A 15,780-nucleotide genomic window follows, 5' to 3' on the forward strand; every position below is an offset into this window, starting at 1 on the left:
TGGGACAGCGCGAAGACCCTTCACAGACACGGAGATCAAATGATTCAGAGTGACGCCAAAAGCGAGTTGATCGAGCGTTTTTTCCGTTATGCGGCGATCGAAAGCCAAAGTGATGCGGCGGAAGTGACCCTTCCATCTTCGACCGGGCAATTGAAACTCGCTCGCCTTCTTGCTGAGGAGTTACTGGCACTTGGCGTCTAAGACGTCGTAGTCGACGATCAGGCAATTGTGACAGGCGTCAAGCGCGGCAAGACAGCGGCTCCGCGTGTCGGCTTCATTGCCCATCTCGATACCGTCGACGTTGGGCTTTCGCCGACGGTTCATCCTCAAATCCTGCGGTATGAGGGCCAAGACCTGTGCTTGAATGCCGAGCACGACATCTGGCTGCGGACAGATGAACATCCCGAACTGATCAGATGGAAAGGGGAAGACATCATTGTCGGGGATGGTACGAGCGTGCTCGGAGCCGACAATAAGGCGGCGATTGCCGTCATCATGACGCTTCTTGCGAGATCGAGTGGTGAGGAGGATCACGGCGACATCGTCGTCGCTTTCGTCCCTGACGAGGAAATCGACCTTCGAGGATCTAGGGTGCTGGATCTCGAACGGTTTCCCTGCGATTTCGCCTATACGATCGACTGCTGCGAACTCGGCGAGGTCATGATCGAGAACTTCAACGCTGCCTCCGGCAAGATCACCTTTCGCGGCGTCAGCGCTCACCCGATGTCAGCAAGAGGCGTGATGGTCAATCCGCTGATGATGGCAATGGATTTCATCGATCAGTTCGATCGAAATGACACGCCCGAATGCACCGACGGTCGTGATGGCTTCTTCTGGTGCAAAGATCTCGTGACCGACGAAAGCGAAGGCCGGCTCAGCATGCTGATCCGCGACTTCGATCGCGAGCGGTTCGACGATCGAAAACGGCGTATTCTGGATACCGCCGAGACCATACGGCTGAAATATCCGACCGGTGAGGTCCGTGTCGACCTTGTCGACACCTATCAGAACATGAACCACGCACTGCAGCAGGATCCACGTGCAGAACGGCTTTTGTTCCAGGCACTTGAAGACCTCGAGATAGCGCGGAAACTGGTGCCAATGCGGGGCGGGACCGACGGTGCGATCCTCTCCGCGAAGGGAATACCAACACCAAACTTCTTCACGGGCGCTTACAAGTTCCACTCCCGATATGAGTTCCTGCCCGTTCCGGCATTCGAAAAATCATATCTGGTCGCTGCAGAGATTTGTAGACTGGTGGCCATGGGCGGAGGACTTCTCAAGCACCGTCCGCGGCCGATCGGTTGAAATTTTTCGAGCTACCGCAACGCAGTTATTCGCTGGAGCTTCCGCCCTTTCTGGGATCGCGCAACAACTCAGCTACCTCAATTTGAAGAATGTTCGCGATCGTTTCGATCGTGTCGAGGGAAGCGCTGTACTGGCAGCGTTCCAACGAACTCACATAGGTTCGGTGGATGCCCGCTCTCAGTGCGAGATCTTCTTGGGAAAGGCCAGCGGCCTGCCGCGTCTTTCGGAGATTGGCGGCAAAAATTTCTCTAATGTTCATCTCCGAGATTGATGCGCATTGCAGCGCATTCAGCTACAGAGTATACAATTCATGCGGTTGGAAGATCACCGATAGTGGCACCGTAACGTTAAAGGGCTGCGGCCAAGACTGGCAAGCGCCGTTTCCTCTTACGCAGCTCGCGCCACCAACCTGACCTTCAGCGAATGGGCTAGCGTCTACGGGGATGCCAACATGACCACCGCACTCCTCGACCGGTTCACTCATCATTGTCATATCCTCGAGACCGGCAATGATAGCTCTCGCATCAAAAACGGCTTGGCCTACGAGCCCAAAACGGCGAAGGGAAAACGCAGGAACTTGACCACAACAACCAACATAAACCATATCTAAGGCGGGTCGCTTCTCGGTGGAAATACCGGGTCGGCTCCCAGGGGAAGTCAATAATCGGGCGCGGCCCAATTTCGCTTAGCCTCGGTTTTGCTTCAGAGGACTATGGCTATGCGGTCGATAGGTCCGCCAATCCCGGACCCAGTGTTAGTAGGGAGGATGCGTCGCTCCTCAGCGACGACCCAGTAGTAAGACGATGAAGCCGTCGGCGGCACCGTCATCGGAACGGTGCAGCACGCGGGCGGCAGATTCGTCACTGCGAAACCTATCACGAGTTCACGCTGGTTTCCGGAGCCTGGTCATCGATCGGTGGCTCGGACGGGAGGTACCCGTATCGGTTCTGAGTGGCTAGATCTCCTGGGTGCGAAGGCAAAGGCGGCACACTAGGCTTGGAGACGCGATACGTGCGTTTCAGGTAGCGCTGGAGAGTGCGGATCGATACGCCGTACTGTCCGGCGACTTCTCGCATACAACGGCCCTCGAAATGCACGGCGTGACAGGCGTCACGAACGCGATCCTCGTCCATGGCTTTCGGTCGTCCTATTACGCTTCCCCGGGCCCTTGCTTCCGCCAAGCCCGCCCGCGTCCTCTCCACTATAACTGCTCGCTCGAATTCTGCTAGTGCTGCCATCATATGGAACATTAAACGACCGCCCGGTGAGGTGGTGTCAATGTTTTCCATTACTGAACGGAAATGGACTTGTCGCTTTCCAAGTTGATCAATTAACTGCACAAGTCCAGATAATGAACGACCGAGGCGATCCAAACGCCAAACCACAAGTGTACCGCCTGGCGTTAGACTTTCAAGAGCGGCTTCCAGACCCTCTCGAGCAAAACTGTAGCCTGACCGACCTTGATCTTCGTAGATCCGATTGCACCCGGCGCCTCGAAGCGCTGTAAGCTGGAGATCAAGTTTTTGTTCCTCCGTCGAAACGCGTGCGTACCCAACTATCATAAAATATTTGTCCATCACCATATTAAGCTTGAGGACGAAATCTTACTCTGTTCGCCCACGCAACGGCTTGGTTGCCACGTTCCACGCTCCCTTTTTGTCATTGCTGCATGAAGCGGGGCCAGGTACCGTAATACCGCTGCGGCGGGCACAATTCCGCAAGCCGATTAATATTGGTTGGAGCTGTGTGTTAAAACTTTAGTGGTCGCGTTTATCCCTCTTCCGTTGTACTTTTCTCCTTAAATAACAATCCCAGATCGCGAAAATTCCAAGTTGTTGTGGCGGAAACCTTTGTTTCCTCCCGCTACACAGCAGAGAACCCTCACAATTCCGCAAGTGAGTTAACTGTTAACTTACCCAAGTGCCGGCTAAGCGTTCTTCGGCAGACATTCAACTCTTTCGCAACCTCTGAAGGACATCGGTGCAGCCGCTCGATTGCGTGCTGAGCTCCAACTATCTGATCCATTGTTAGTGCGCTCGGGCGGCCAAGCCGTGCACCCCTGACCTTCGCGGCCGCCATCCCGGCCCGTGTCCGTTCGCTGATAAGCGAGCGCTCGAACTCGGCAAGAGCTGCCATCATATGAAACATTAGCTTGCCGCCTGAAGACGCCGTGTCGATATTTTCGCTGAGCGATCGGAAATGTACGTGACGTTTTCCGAGCTGCTCCAAAAGTCCGACCAATCCGACGAGTGAGCGTCCGAGCCGATCCAGCCGCCAGACTACAAGCATATCACCTGGTACAACCGCGTCCAAGGCTGCTTCCAGGCCAGCGCGCTCGAAATCGGAACCGGATTGCCCGTGATCGCTAAAGACTTGGTCACATCCCATCCTTTCCAGAGCTTGTATTTGAAGGTCGATCTTCTGCTCTCCAGTTGATACACGCGCGTATCCTACGATCATTTGACACTCACTTTCCGGAACAAGACGGGCGACGAGGCGCGAGCGGACAATTTTCTGTCCTGAAAATCCTTTTAACCAGCTGATTCACACGCCGAGGCGCTTGACAAAAAGGGTCCTTTCTGTCGCGCGCCGGCGACGGAGTAGTGCACGTCAAAATTCGTTAATGATTTCAGTTCGTAGTTTCCGTAGAATTGTAAAATAGTACATTCGACGCCATATGGTCAGAATCGACCAATTTTGTCGCGTGTATCTCATGAGACGAGGCCTGCCGAAACCAGCGCCACGCCTCAATTGATGGGTTTCTCTCTTCGGTCTCTGCCTCGGTGCTCCGATGTCTTGGGCGCCGCTGGCATTCCGAGTTATCTAGCGGAAACGATTTCGGGTCAGCTTATCATTCTGCCGCCTTCGGGTTTCTGGGGCATGCATTGATGCGCGGCAACCTGGATGTATCGGACATCAATCTAGCTGCGGGGGAGGCGAGTGAGGCCCCGGCGTCCAGTTCCTTTCCTGTCGTCACGTGGAGGATCACGCGGGATGCTTTGTCGAATGTCTTGATGCTGTCGCACGGCATTGCGATTGTCGGATGCGGTGGACTGACAGATTTGCTTCTGTGGCGAGAGCCGCCGTTTCGCCCCGATTATAGCCAAGTCTCGATCGCCTCTATGGTGTTTTACGTTCTCGTCTCTGTGGGCATCGGGAACTTTCCAGCAGCTTCGGGTACGAAGGTCTCTGTTGGCTATTTGAAGTCAGCGATAGCGTGGCTCGCTGCCGTTCTCCTTCTTGCGTTGGTGATTTTGACGGTTAGGAGTGGCGGTCAATACTCTCGACTTGGCTTAACCGCTTTTGCTCTGGCAGGGCTGGTTGCAGTTACGGCTGTCAATGGGCTTGCATCACGGTTCATAGCGGTGCGCCTTAAAAAGGGCTCCATCGCGTTTGCGCGCGTGCATGTGGTGACCTTACAGACGCACCCGACCCAGTTTGACGTTGTTTGGGTGCCTCCGCCTGGGATCGAAGTCGTCGAGAGACATTTCATTCCTGTATCTTCTCCTGAATTCCTGGAGCAATGCCGTGACGTTCGGGCCATCCTTCAGCGGTCGGTGGCGAAAGGGTGCTGCGATCAGATCCTGCTGGCGGCCTCGTGGCAGGACGCCGGGCGGATCTCATCCCTTCTGCGGGAAATCGGGCCGTTGCCAGCGCCGGTCGTTCTCCTGGCAGATCCAGCGTTTGTTGGACTGAGCCAGCATCGTCGCATCATCTTAGGGGATGATGTCGGCTTCGAACTGCAGTCCGCCCCATTGGGATTGAGTGCGCGGTGGGCCAAGCGTGCGTTAGACGTTGTAGCTGCAACTGCGTTGATCGTTCCTCTTGGCCCGGTGATGCTTCTGGCTATTTTGGCGATATGGCTCGAAACGGGTTCCCCGATCCTTTTTCGCCAGGACAGACGCGGTTTCGGCGGGGTGCCATTCAAGATCCTGAAATTCCGAAGCATGACGGTTACCGAAAATGGCGCCGATATTCCGCAGGCGCAGCGCCAAGACCCACGCATCACACGGGTTGGGCACTTTCTGCGACGCACAAGCATCGATGAGTTACCGCAGCTGTTCAACGTCCTGAACGGCGAGATGTCGCTTGTCGGACCAAGGCCGCATGCGATGGCTCATGACGACTACTATGACCGATTCATCGAGCACTATGCGTTCCGTCATCATGTGAAACCAGGAATCACCGGCTGGGCTCAGGTGAATGGCCTGCGAGGCGCAACAGAGACGTCCGAACTCATGCGGTCTCGTATCGAACATGACCTCTGGTACATCAACCATTGGTCGATCTGGCTAGACGCGAAGATTATTTTCCTCACCGCTTTAAAGGTCTTCCGCGATGACAACGCCTATTGATGTCAATGTGCGGCCGGCCGCCGGAAGAGGCTGGTACGTATTTCGCTCTGTGGCACGCGGGGAGGGGTTGGCTGAGGCTAATCTCACTAAGCAGGGTTTCGTTCATTTCCTGCCAAAGGTCATAGTCACGAAGCGGCATGCCCGTCGGTATATTACCCAAAAGGAATGGTTGTTCCCGCGGTACGGGTTCCTTCTGATGGATCTGTCCCGTGACAGATGGCGAAGCGTCAATGGGACTTACGGTGTCGATCAGTTGGTCATGGGGCTTGATGGTCCTCAACGCGTTCCAACCAGAGTGATCGAAAACCTGCAAGCAGCGACCGGTCCAGACGGTCTGTTCTCTCCCGATGCTGAATTGCTCCCTGGTGTGACAGTGCGAGTGAGGCAGGGCCCCTTAACGGGAACGCTGGGGGTTTTGCAAAACCTGGATGGTCGGGGGGCGTGTCGAACTTCTCCTTGATCTCATGAATAGCCAGGTGCGGACCACGGTTGCCCGCGAGTGGATTGAAATCAAAGCATAGGGTCCCGCAGCTGTGGGATTTGTTTGGGAAATAACCCGGTTGGAGCATGGCTTCACCCGGATGGCGGTAGCGTGGAAACCGCCGGAATATCATTCCGAAGGAAGAGAGACGTTGAAGATAGTGGTAATTGGTGCGGGCTATGTCGGTTTGGTCTCCGGGGTCTGTTTCGCCGACTTTGGCCATGACGTTGTTTGTGTAGAAAGTGATGTGTCCAAGATTGAAGCTCTCCTTGCGGGAAGAGTTCCAATCTACGAGCCCGGTCTTGAGGAACTCGTTGCCAATAACAGGCGTGCTGGGCGGCTTTCATTCAGCAATAATCTCTCCGATGCTCTGGACGGTGCAGATGCGGTGTTTATCGCTGTAGGCACGCCATCGCGCCACGGTGATGGGCATGCGGATCTCTCCTATGTCTACGGGGCGGCCAGGGACATAGCTCGATCCGTGAAGCGGTTCACAGTCGTGGTAACGAAATCGACGGTTCCCGTAGGTACCGGTGACGAGGTCGAGCGCATCATCCGCTCGGAAAACCCGGCCGCCGAGGTGGTCGTCGCATCCAATCCTGAATTTTTACGTGAAGGTGCGGCAATCACCGATTTCAAGCGGCCTGATCGCATTGTGGTCGGGACGCAAGACGAGCGTGCCCAAGCTGTCCTTACGGAAATCTACCGGCCCCTCTTCCTCAATAAGTCTCCGATAATATTCACGGACATACGGACCGCAGAACTGATCAAATATGCCTCCAACGCATTTTTGGCCATGAAGATCACTTTCATCAACGAGATCGCCGATCTCTGCGAGCGTGTCGGCGCGAATGTACAGCACGTGGCGCGGGGGATAGGCGCTGATGGACGTATAGGTTCAAAGTTCCTTCATGCTGGCGCCGGTTACGGTGGGTCCTGCTTTCCGAAGGACACGCTGGCACTGGTGAAGACAGCGCAGGACCATGGTAGCCCCATTCGCCTGATCGAGACGACCGTCACCGTCAACGATGAACGTAAACGGGCGATGGCGCGCAAGATCATTCTGGCCTGTGACGGTGACGTGCGGGGTAAAACCATTGCAATTCTTGGGTTAACCTTCAAGCCAAACACTGATGACATGCGCGAGGCGCCGTCTCTGTCGATTATCAAGGCGCTTGAAGAGGCGGGTGCTACGGTACGCGCTTATGATCCCGAGGGTGTCAAGTCAGCGCGCGCAATGCTGCCCAACGTAGTGTTTTGCGACAATGCCTATGAGGCTGCGGAAGGTGCCTGCGGAATTTCACTGGTGACTGAATGGGATCAGTTTCGAGCACTCGACTGGTCGCGGCTTCGCCTGCTGATGTCCGAGCCGGTCTTCATTGATTTGCGCAATGTCTACACGCCGGAAGAAGTCACCAGACACGGCTTTTCATACCATTCCATCGGGCGACCGGTCTCTCCGGGCAATTGACCCTTTCTCATCCAGCTCTGCGACCCACCTCAACGGCACGGACCCTCCCCGGCTTGCCGCTCCCGGGCAACTTAATGATAGGAGCTTTCGCATGAAGCGAAGACAGTTTTGTTATTCGGTCTTATCGCTCGTTGGCGTTTCGAGTTGCTCGTCGCTTCCAGGCAGCGGCCCGGGCGCGCGTGACGTTGCGTCCAAAGCCACGGCATCCTTAAGGGAAACTGCTACGAGCGCGTTCAAATACGTGTCAGTCGACCTTACTCAACAGGTTCTTGCTGTTTTGGGAGATCCTGGTCCGGGCTCTTTTTTGCGAAGTTTTGGCAAGGGACGGAGTGGCCCGCCAGAACTGATGGTCGGCGTCGGAGATACCGTGTCCATCACCATATTTGAATCGCAGTCGGGTGGATTGTTTGTTCCCAATGACGCGGGTTCTCGGCCCGGCAACTATGTGACACTTCCTTCGCAAACCGTAGATCAAAAAGGCTATATTTCCATCCCTTATGCTGGGGCGGTTCTTGCAAAAGGTCGCACGCTGGGTGTGATCCAGGCAGATATCGTCAAGAGGCTGTCGTCACGGGCCATCGAGCCTCAAGTGGTTATCTCGGTGACGAGTCAAGCCTCTAACGAGGTAACCGTGATCGGTCAGGTTGGGTCGCCCGGCAAGCTCAATATCAATTCCGGCGGAGATCGCGTGCTCGATATTCTGTCGCGCGCCGGGGGTATTACCAATGCAGGTTATGAGACGTTTGTGACTCTGCAGCGGCGCGGCACCAAGGCAACGATCTATTTCTTGAACTTGGTGGATGACTCGAAAGAAAATATATATGTAGCGCCAGACGACACGCTCTATGTCTATCAGGAGCAACGGTCGTTCACCGCCTTCGGGGCTTCTGGCAACAGCGGGCAGTTCAAGTTCGAGCAGGAGCATGTATTGCTCTCGGATGCCGTGGGCAAGGCCGGGGGACTTCTCGATTCTCAAGCCGATCCCGGCCAAGTGCTGCTGTATCGACTGGAGCATCGCGCAAACCTCGAAAAGATGAAGGTGAATCTCTCGGCATTTGCTCCAGACGTTCTGGAGGTGCCGACAATCTATCGCGCCAATTTCCGCGATCCCTCTTCATTCTTCGTGGCCAAGAAATTCTTCGTACATGATCGTGACGTGCTTTACGTCACAAACGCCGACCAGGTCGAATTGTTCAAGTTCCTCACACTCATCACCGGCATTGTCGGCGCGGCAGCCTCGACGGCCGCAGACGCCGCTACAACCAGAAATGCGGGCCGGTATCTCAGCCAATGAACTCTAACAGAGAAGTGAGTTCCATAACTTGCCCCCATTGTCAGCTCATGGAGATCTTGGACATGAAACGTCTTTTGCTGTTGTTGGGAATATCTGCATCAGTCCTCACGCAGGCATTCTCTTTCCCTGCCGTTGCACAGAATGCTTCCACGGCGGTAAGTGGCGGGGCCTGCGGCGGATCATATAATCTGCCGGACAAGCTCCCTGGCCAGCAACTTTCGGATTTTAAGTCCAATCCGGAAGCGCTGCTGAAGAGCAATCCGGTCGGTGGGCTGCAATTGAGCGGTAAAGTCAAGGCGCTGACGGAAACGGACCCGTCAGCCGCAGTTGATGCGCTCCTCGAGATCGCACGCTCGGCAAATTCGACGCAAGCAGCCGCCATCGGATCAGGCTTGGGGCAGGCGGCCACGGCAATCATGGCGGTTGACAAGCTGTGCGGTGACGACATTGAGCGCAGGATTGCCAGCTCCGGCTTGAGTGACGTGCTGATTGGCTACAACATGGCGACGACAGAAACATTGATGCTGTCTGCCAGTGGCGCAGATGTTGGTGCTGGTGTCGGAGGGGGAGTTGGTGTTGGAGGGGGAGTTGGTGGCGTCGTGAACGGAAGCAGAGGTGCTCCTTCAGTCGGTGCGACAACAAGTGCGAGCGGCAGCTCAAGTCATACCAACACCGCCGATACGTTCAGTTTTTCGGGCTCGACCATTACCTGCTCGACATCAGTTAGTCCCCGGCGGACATGTTGAGTATCTCCTGTCAAGTTGGGAGCCGTTGAGCCCCCGCTGATACGGTACAAGAAGCATCCGGTCGATAGATATCGGATTCGAGAGTTTGTCAGGGACAGCCTGAAACTGAATCCTGAAAAATCAATGAAAACAAAGCAGTCGAGTGTGTGTCTCGCTTAATCGCTATTTGACAGACATCAGAGTGCTTTCATAAGGATCCGGCATGTCCGATCGCGCAGTAGACAATCGCCTTGAAACTATTCCGCCTAAAGAGAATCCAACAGGAGTACAAACAACAATTGACGTCGTCGGGCTCATAGCTGCTTTACGTCGACAAAAGATGGTCGTTGTCATCGCGACATGTTCAGTCCTCTTGCTCGGCGCGGTCTACTGCGTTTCAGCGGTGCCTCGTTACACGGCTACGAATGAGATTATTATCGATAGCCACAAGAACCTTTCGGACCTGACGGCAAGCCTGGCCGACGCGACGCTAGATACGGCTGCCATTGACAGCCAGGTCGAGGTTATCAAATCGGATAACGTCGCAGCGTTGGTGAGCCAAGAGTTGCAGCTTGATCAGAACGAGTTGTTTTTGAATGGCGGTGGTTTGTTGTCCGCCGTCAGAAGCACATTTTCGCGTATCGTCAACTTCGGGTCATGGTTTGTCTCGCCGTCGGTCAACGAGGAGGAAAGGCGGCAGGCTGTCCGAGAGGCCATCATCGCAAAGCTTGAGAGCAATCTTGAGGTCAAGCGCGTTGCGCGAACCTATATTCTGACCGTCAGCTATACATCGCCCAATCCCAAGTTATCCGTCGATATCGCCAACGCCTACGCGGATGCCTACTTCACGGATCAATTGAATGCCCGCTATGAGCAGGTCAAGCGCGCCAGTGGCTGGCTTCGGGATCGCCTGACCGAACTCAAGTCAAGTTCAATTCAGGCCGATATGGCGATCCAGCAGTTCAAGGCGAAGCACGGGCTGGTGTCTTCAGGTGATGGCAAGTTTATCGGTGACCAACAGGTTACTGAACTGACCTCGCAACTGTCTGCTGCGCATGATCAAACCGCTAATGCTGAAGCCCGCCTGAAGCAGATTACGGATATTATTCAATCGGGTAGAACCGACGTCGCCGTCACGGATCAATTGGGCAGCGCTGTTATCAATGATCTGCGCAGCAAATATCTCAAGGCAGCCAAGACGGCGCAAGAGCTGACCAGCAAACTCGGCCCAACGCACTACCAAGTGGTCAGTCTTCATAAGGATATGGATGAGTACCAGCGGCTAATATTCGTAGAGTTAAAGCGTATCGCGATGACCTATACTTCAGACCTTGAGGTCGCACGGACGCGCGAGAAAACGCTGAACGATTCAATGAACACCCTCGCGGGGGAGCAGACGTCGTCCAACGAGGTCATGGTGCAATTGCGTCAATTGATCCGGGAATCGGACAGCTACCAAAACCTGTATACGACATTCTTGCAGCGCTATCAGGATGCACTTCAGCAGCAATCGTTTCCGACGACAGAGGCGCGAACCATCACCAGCGCCACCCTGCCCAGCAAGCCAAGTTGGCCCAATATACCGTTTGTGATGGTCTGGTCGTGCTTGGTGGGTCTGATGCTTGGCGGTGGTCTGGCGGCATGGCGGGAATATAATGATCAAGGCTTCCGTACGCCCGATCAGGTGCGGGAGAGCACCGGACTTCATTTCATTGGCATGCTTGAGAAACTGCCTAGCAAAAAAAATGAGCCCGAACAGTCAGAGAGCCCTGATGCCCGCCATGTGCTTATACGTGAGCCTATTATGCGGCACGTGCTTGAAATGCCTCTGTCAGGCTTTGCCGAAACGTTGCGGTCAGCGAAGGTCGAGGTCGATCTTCAGATCAATGCGGGGCGGAAAGTCATTGGCATCGTCTCTGTGATGCCCGGCGAAGGCAAGACAACAACGGCGAAGAACCTGGCAAGTCTCATTGCTTTGCAGGGCGCTCGTGTTCTCCTTATCGATGCGGACTTTCGTAATCCCGGAATGACGCGACGCATGGCCCCCCATGTTACGGCCGGGTTGATCGAGGTACTTCGGAGAGAACGGCCACTGGAGGAACTTTTGTTGCGGGAGCCGGAAAGCGGCCTCCTGTTCTTGCCAAGCGTCACGAAGAAACGGATTCTCGACAGTCAGGTTCTCCTTGCCTCAAATGAGATGGAGAAATTGCTCGAGGAAGCCGCTGCCAATTTTGATTATGTGATCGTTGATCTGCCGCCACTGGGACCCGTCATCGATGTCCGCGGGATCAGCCGCTTCTTCAATGCCTTCGTCTTCGTGGTCGAATGGGGCACCACGCCGCGCCGTGTCGTTCGGCGAGTGCTGGAAGAAAACAGGGATATCTACGAAAAAACCGTTGGCCTGATCTTCAACAGTGTCATCAGCGCACGGATGAAGAAATACAATTACGGTGAATCGCGCGGATACTATTACGGAAAGTATGCGTACTATTACACGGATAGCGGAACCGGTAAGGAGAGGGCGGGTGGCAAGAAAACGCGCTTGTGAGACGCTTTCTCTATTTTGTCCTGACGATCGGGGCCAGCAGCCTTCTCTTTCTGACGGCCGGCAACGTGCTGCTGGATATCTTGCCGACCAGTGATGTTCGCCGTCTCGGTCGCGCAGCTGAACTCGCAGCACTCAGTCGTCAGTCGGTTACCCAGCGGGCAGGGCTATTCGATGCCAACAGTTGGATAGACCCCAAGGTTCTGACAGAGGTGGCAGACTCGAAAGAGATGAAAGCCGCAGAGAGCAGCTGTCTGGACGAGGTGTCGCGTGGTGTATTGGCAGTCCGGCTGGACGCGCTCGATCAGGCAATTTGGTCCGAAGCCAGGGATCGGGACATCCAGAGCCTTCTTGTTGCTGCAAATCGGGCTGTGAAACATCGGCTTCAATGCACGCCGACCGATGGCAACGCATGGATGCTTCTTGCCCAAATTATGGTGCAGCAAGGCGGTGACAAGGCGAGCCTCACTCGCTTGCTAGATCTTTCGTATTTTTACGCCCCAGCGGAAAAATGGATCATGATTCCTCGCTTGCGACTGGTGGGAACTTTGGTGGATACAGGGAGGATCACCCTGCCGCCACAGCACGGACTTGACATTGAGCGCGTCATCAGGCTGGGCGAACCTCGCGAGATCGCCTCGCTCTATAGTGAGGCTGGAGAACGATCGCGACAGTTGATGCGAACCGTGATTGACCGGCAACGTCTCGATCGCCGGGTGCGGATCTTGAAGATCATTGATGCGCTCGGGGTTTCCTATCCTGTGCCTTTAAACTGTCGACCGCCAGCTTTGAACGGTCCACCGGGGACGGAGCTTGATCTGAAGCGTCCGGCGGAACTCGTCGTCGCCTGTGCAAGATAGGGTTTACGGAATTCTCAAAGATCCACACAGTCATCCGGCAGGGACGGAGTATCAGGCCAATGCGATGAGGAGAGCGGGGGCATGGCAGCAGCCGTTTTTCACGGGAATGCGTGCCGTCTTTTTTCTCGTCCTTGTCTTCCCGATGCTGACATTCGGTGCGGTGGATTTCGAACCGCTGGCCGTTATCACCATGGTGGTCGCGGTGAGCGCGGCGATCATGTGCTGGCGTCCGTTTCCATATCCGCGTGTGTCCTTCATTGCGGGGGTGGCGCTTGTTTGCCTCGTCGTTCTCGCGTTGACCCAATATGGGCAATCGTTACGGCTCCTCGACAACCCGTGGGAGCATCCCGCCTGGAGTTATATCAGGTCGCTTGTCGGACCGGTCGAGGGGGCCCTGTCCGTGACACCGGAGCAGACCAAAGCTGATATCATCGTATGGTCACCGCTCCTGACTTTTGTCGTGGCGCTTCATCTCTTCAACTGTAGAGGTGAGGCCTTCCTGCTCCTGTCGATATTGTCGTATCTCGTAGCGGCGGTGGCAGCGATCAGTCTTTGCCAGTTCCTGCTTGCCCCTATGACGGTCGGGTTTGAGACGAAAACCGCCTATATCGGCAGTCTTACCGGCTTTTACATCAACAGGAATTCCGCTGGCACCTATTTTGGCATCGGTATCGTTATCAATGCCGGTTTGCTGGGTTTCTACTTGCAGAGTAGTAGCCTCAGGGCCCTTGCCAGCAAGGTCTTGAACCCCGGTCGCCTGACCAATGTGGAAAAAGCGACGTTTTATATGATAGTTGGTCTGCTCATGGACGTATTGGCGCTCGCGGCTACCCAGTCGCGTGGTGCAACGGCGTCGGTCTTCATCGGGCTGATCTGTCTCGTGTGGCTCTTCAATGGAGGGAAGAGGCGCCGTCGCCGTTCCGCTCCGAGATCAATTGCTCGAGGGTGGCGGTTGGCGCTCATCGTCAGTTTGATGTCGACAGCGGCAGTGGTTGTTGCACAAGAAGCGATCTACCGCATGGGGGCTCAATCGGTCGATCAGGCACGGCTGTGCGCATTTTCATCGACGGCGCAGGCGGTGCGAGACAATTGGCCGCTTGGCTCCGGTTTCGGCAGTTTCCCGGATGTGTTCCCCGCCTATCGCTCACCGCAATGTTCCGGTATCGAGGGAGTCTGGGATGCTGCCCATAACTCCTACCTTGAGGGAGCGCTTGGGCTGGGCATCGTTTTCTTGGTCGTTTTAGGGGTCGCGCTGACAGCGCTCGGATGGGCGCTTGTGACAGGCTTGCTCGAGCGGTCCCGCTACCGCTTCGCGCCGGTCATTGCCCTGACAAGCCTTCTCGTTGTCGCCTTGCATTCACTCGTAGATTTCTCCCTGCAAATCCCCGGAAACGCGCTCCTTCTTGCAGCCCTTCTCGCTGGCTGCGTGACGATCTCACTGGGAGAAAGACCATCGTTCGATCCGCTCGCGGACACAGCAGTCCAGCGCAGGCCGGCGGCAGATCAATCCTGATGCGAAAGTTGGTTGATTTCTTCTTGAAGCTCCTGCCTGAGTGGGAAGAGGTGACAATCGCGCGCGCCGCTGCAAGAGTTCCCGATGGTGTGCGTGTGTACGTGATCGGCGATATCCATGGTCGCGCGGACCTGCTTGCGCAAGCCTTTGCCAAAATCGATGCCAATGAGGCCGCACACCCCTTCAAGCGTAATGTCACGGTGCTTCTGGGTGACTATGTTGACCGCGGTTTGCGGTCCCGCGAGGTCATTGATCAGTTGATCGAACGGCAGATGACACGGCGTGTGGTGACGCTGCGTGGCAATCATGATGACAGCATGCTGCGTGCGCTGAACGATATGGACATCGCACTGCGGTGGCTGGCTGCGGGAGGCCGCGAAACACTCCATGCCTACGGTATTACTGTTCCCGTCAATATCGACCGTGATATCGTTCATACCGTGATGGCTCTGGCCGTGAAGCAAATTCCCGCCGAACATAAAAGCTTTCTCGAAAGACTCCGCCTCTACGTAACGATCGGTGACTACGCCTTTGTTCACGCAGGCATCCGACCAGGAATCGCGCTTGAAAACCAATCAGCGGTGGATCTTATGTCGATCCGACAACCCTTTCTCGACTGTGTCCTGCCGCATGATTTCATGATCGTGCATGGGCACACGCCGGTCACTAGCCCGGTTTTCAGGTCGAACCGGATCAATGTCGATACGGGCGCCTATATTACCGGGAATCTCACCTGTCTGGTTTTGGAAGAGGACAGGCAGTTTATTTTAGAACCCCGGAATGAAACTTGCCAAACTGTGCCAGGAAAAATCAGATGCGGCACAGAGAGCTGAGAGCATCGCACGGCTTCTTTATCGCTGGGCGACACGGTGGCTCCCTAAGCCGGTATTGTTACCCGATCACAGGCCCGACGGGCATCACCCGGGTATAAGGCTGAGAAACGTCAGGTTATGGATCGAAGAGATCGCGACAGCGTCAAGTACGCCCCCCACGCGTTTTTTGCGATGTCAGCATTGCGACTGGTCTCTGCGGTATGCCCTGCCTTGCTTCCGGCTTGATCAAAATCACGGTCTTGAGAACGGCGCTCTCCTCGATTGGCTTGCAGGCAGCCTATGTCCCGTTGGTTATTTACTGTGTGCTTTGTTCAGTGAAACGAAGTCAGACGAAGTCGATGCCCAACCGCCTATCTGACGAGGCACCGCCTGCGCCCGCTTCGTCTCAAACAAAC

General features: G+C 55.4%; 12 protein-coding genes and 2 pseudogenes. 11 read left to right on the forward strand and 3 right to left on the reverse strand.

The features are described from left to right. The first annotated feature begins 39 nt into the window (after positions 1–39). A pseudogene (gene pepT, locus RBH71_RS01690) lies at positions 40–1,308 on the forward strand (peptidase T). A 25-nt stretch (positions 1,309–1,333) separates the two neighbouring features. Here the strand turns inward: pepT and RBH71_RS01695 are convergent. Continuing rightward, positions 1,334–1,567, reverse strand: a complete 234-nt coding sequence (locus RBH71_RS01695) for a helix-turn-helix domain-containing protein (protein WP_025590883.1) — start codon at positions 1,565–1,567, stop codon at positions 1,334–1,336. A 144-nt stretch (positions 1,568–1,711) separates the two neighbouring features. Here RBH71_RS01695 and RBH71_RS01700 point away from each other — a divergent pair. After that, positions 1,712–1,918 (forward strand): annotated as a pseudogene (locus RBH71_RS01700) (ATP-binding protein); the annotation flags it as partial. Positions 1,919–2,183: 265 nt separating this feature from the next. Here RBH71_RS01700 and RBH71_RS01705 read toward each other — a convergent pair. Together RBH71_RS01705 and RBH71_RS01710 are read right to left on the reverse strand one after the other, a co-directional pair. Then, positions 2,184–2,891 (reverse strand): recombinase family protein, encoded by a 708-nt coding sequence (locus RBH71_RS01705; protein WP_323687013.1) that lies wholly within the window; start codon positions 2,889–2,891, stop codon positions 2,184–2,186. Between the two features lie 298 nt (positions 2,892–3,189). Continuing rightward, positions 3,190–3,768: a recombinase family protein gene (locus RBH71_RS01710; protein ID WP_025590885.1), complete on the reverse strand. Its 579-nt coding sequence runs from the start codon at positions 3,766–3,768 to the stop codon at positions 3,190–3,192. A 428-nt stretch (positions 3,769–4,196) separates the two neighbouring features. Between RBH71_RS01710 and RBH71_RS01715 the strand changes: the two genes are divergently transcribed. From RBH71_RS01715 to RBH71_RS01750, 9 genes are all read left to right on the forward strand, one after another. Continuing rightward, a complete protein-coding gene (locus RBH71_RS01715; protein ID WP_025590886.1) occupies positions 4,197–5,663 on the forward strand; it encodes an exopolysaccharide biosynthesis polyprenyl glycosylphosphotransferase in 1,467 nt (488 codons plus the stop codon). Further along, a complete protein-coding gene (locus RBH71_RS26575) occupies positions 5,647–6,123 on the forward strand; it encodes a transcription termination/antitermination NusG family protein (protein WP_416349571.1) in 477 nt (158 codons plus the stop codon). The genes RBH71_RS01715 and RBH71_RS26575 overlap by 17 nt, the downstream gene beginning before the upstream one ends. Before the next feature lie 172 nt (positions 6,124–6,295). Continuing rightward, positions 6,296–7,615 carry a UDP-glucose dehydrogenase family protein gene (locus RBH71_RS01720; protein ID WP_025590888.1) on the forward strand — a complete coding sequence of 440 codons (1,320 nt, stop codon included), beginning with the start codon at positions 6,296–6,298 and terminating at the stop codon, positions 7,613–7,615. A 91-nt stretch (positions 7,616–7,706) separates the two neighbouring features. Beyond that, a complete protein-coding gene (locus tag RBH71_RS01725) occupies positions 7,707–8,909 on the forward strand; it encodes a polysaccharide biosynthesis/export family protein (RefSeq protein ID WP_029658604.1) in 1,203 nt (400 codons plus the stop codon). 62 nt (positions 8,910–8,971) lie between these two features. After that, positions 8,972–9,655: a hypothetical protein gene (locus tag RBH71_RS01730; RefSeq protein WP_111795640.1), complete on the forward strand. Its 684-nt coding sequence runs from the start codon at positions 8,972–8,974 to the stop codon at positions 9,653–9,655. 202 nt (positions 9,656–9,857) lie between these two features. Further along, positions 9,858–12,182 (forward strand): AAA family ATPase, encoded by a 2,325-nt coding sequence (locus RBH71_RS01735; protein WP_111795641.1) that lies wholly within the window; start codon positions 9,858–9,860, stop codon positions 12,180–12,182. Beyond that, positions 12,179–13,039 carry a hypothetical protein gene (locus RBH71_RS01740; RefSeq protein WP_111795642.1) on the forward strand — a complete coding sequence of 287 codons (861 nt, stop codon included), beginning with the start codon at positions 12,179–12,181 and terminating at the stop codon, positions 13,037–13,039. Before RBH71_RS01735 ends, RBH71_RS01740 begins: the two co-directional genes overlap by 4 nt. A gap of 64 nt (positions 13,040–13,103) precedes the next feature. Further along, positions 13,104–14,552 carry an O-antigen ligase family protein gene (locus tag RBH71_RS01745; protein WP_111795643.1) on the forward strand — a complete coding sequence of 483 codons (1,449 nt, stop codon included), beginning with the start codon at positions 13,104–13,106 and terminating at the stop codon, positions 14,550–14,552. Continuing rightward, positions 14,552–15,385 (forward strand): metallophosphoesterase, encoded by an 834-nt coding sequence (locus RBH71_RS01750; RefSeq protein ID WP_162632424.1) that lies wholly within the window; start codon positions 14,552–14,554, stop codon positions 15,383–15,385. The genes RBH71_RS01745 and RBH71_RS01750 overlap by 1 nt, the downstream gene beginning before the upstream one ends. Positions 15,386–15,780 lie beyond the last annotated feature (395 nt).

This window comes from Rhizobium sp. AN68 (assembly GCF_030758035.1).
Classification (GTDB): Bacteria; Pseudomonadota; Alphaproteobacteria; order Rhizobiales; family Rhizobiaceae; genus Agrobacterium; species Agrobacterium tumefaciens.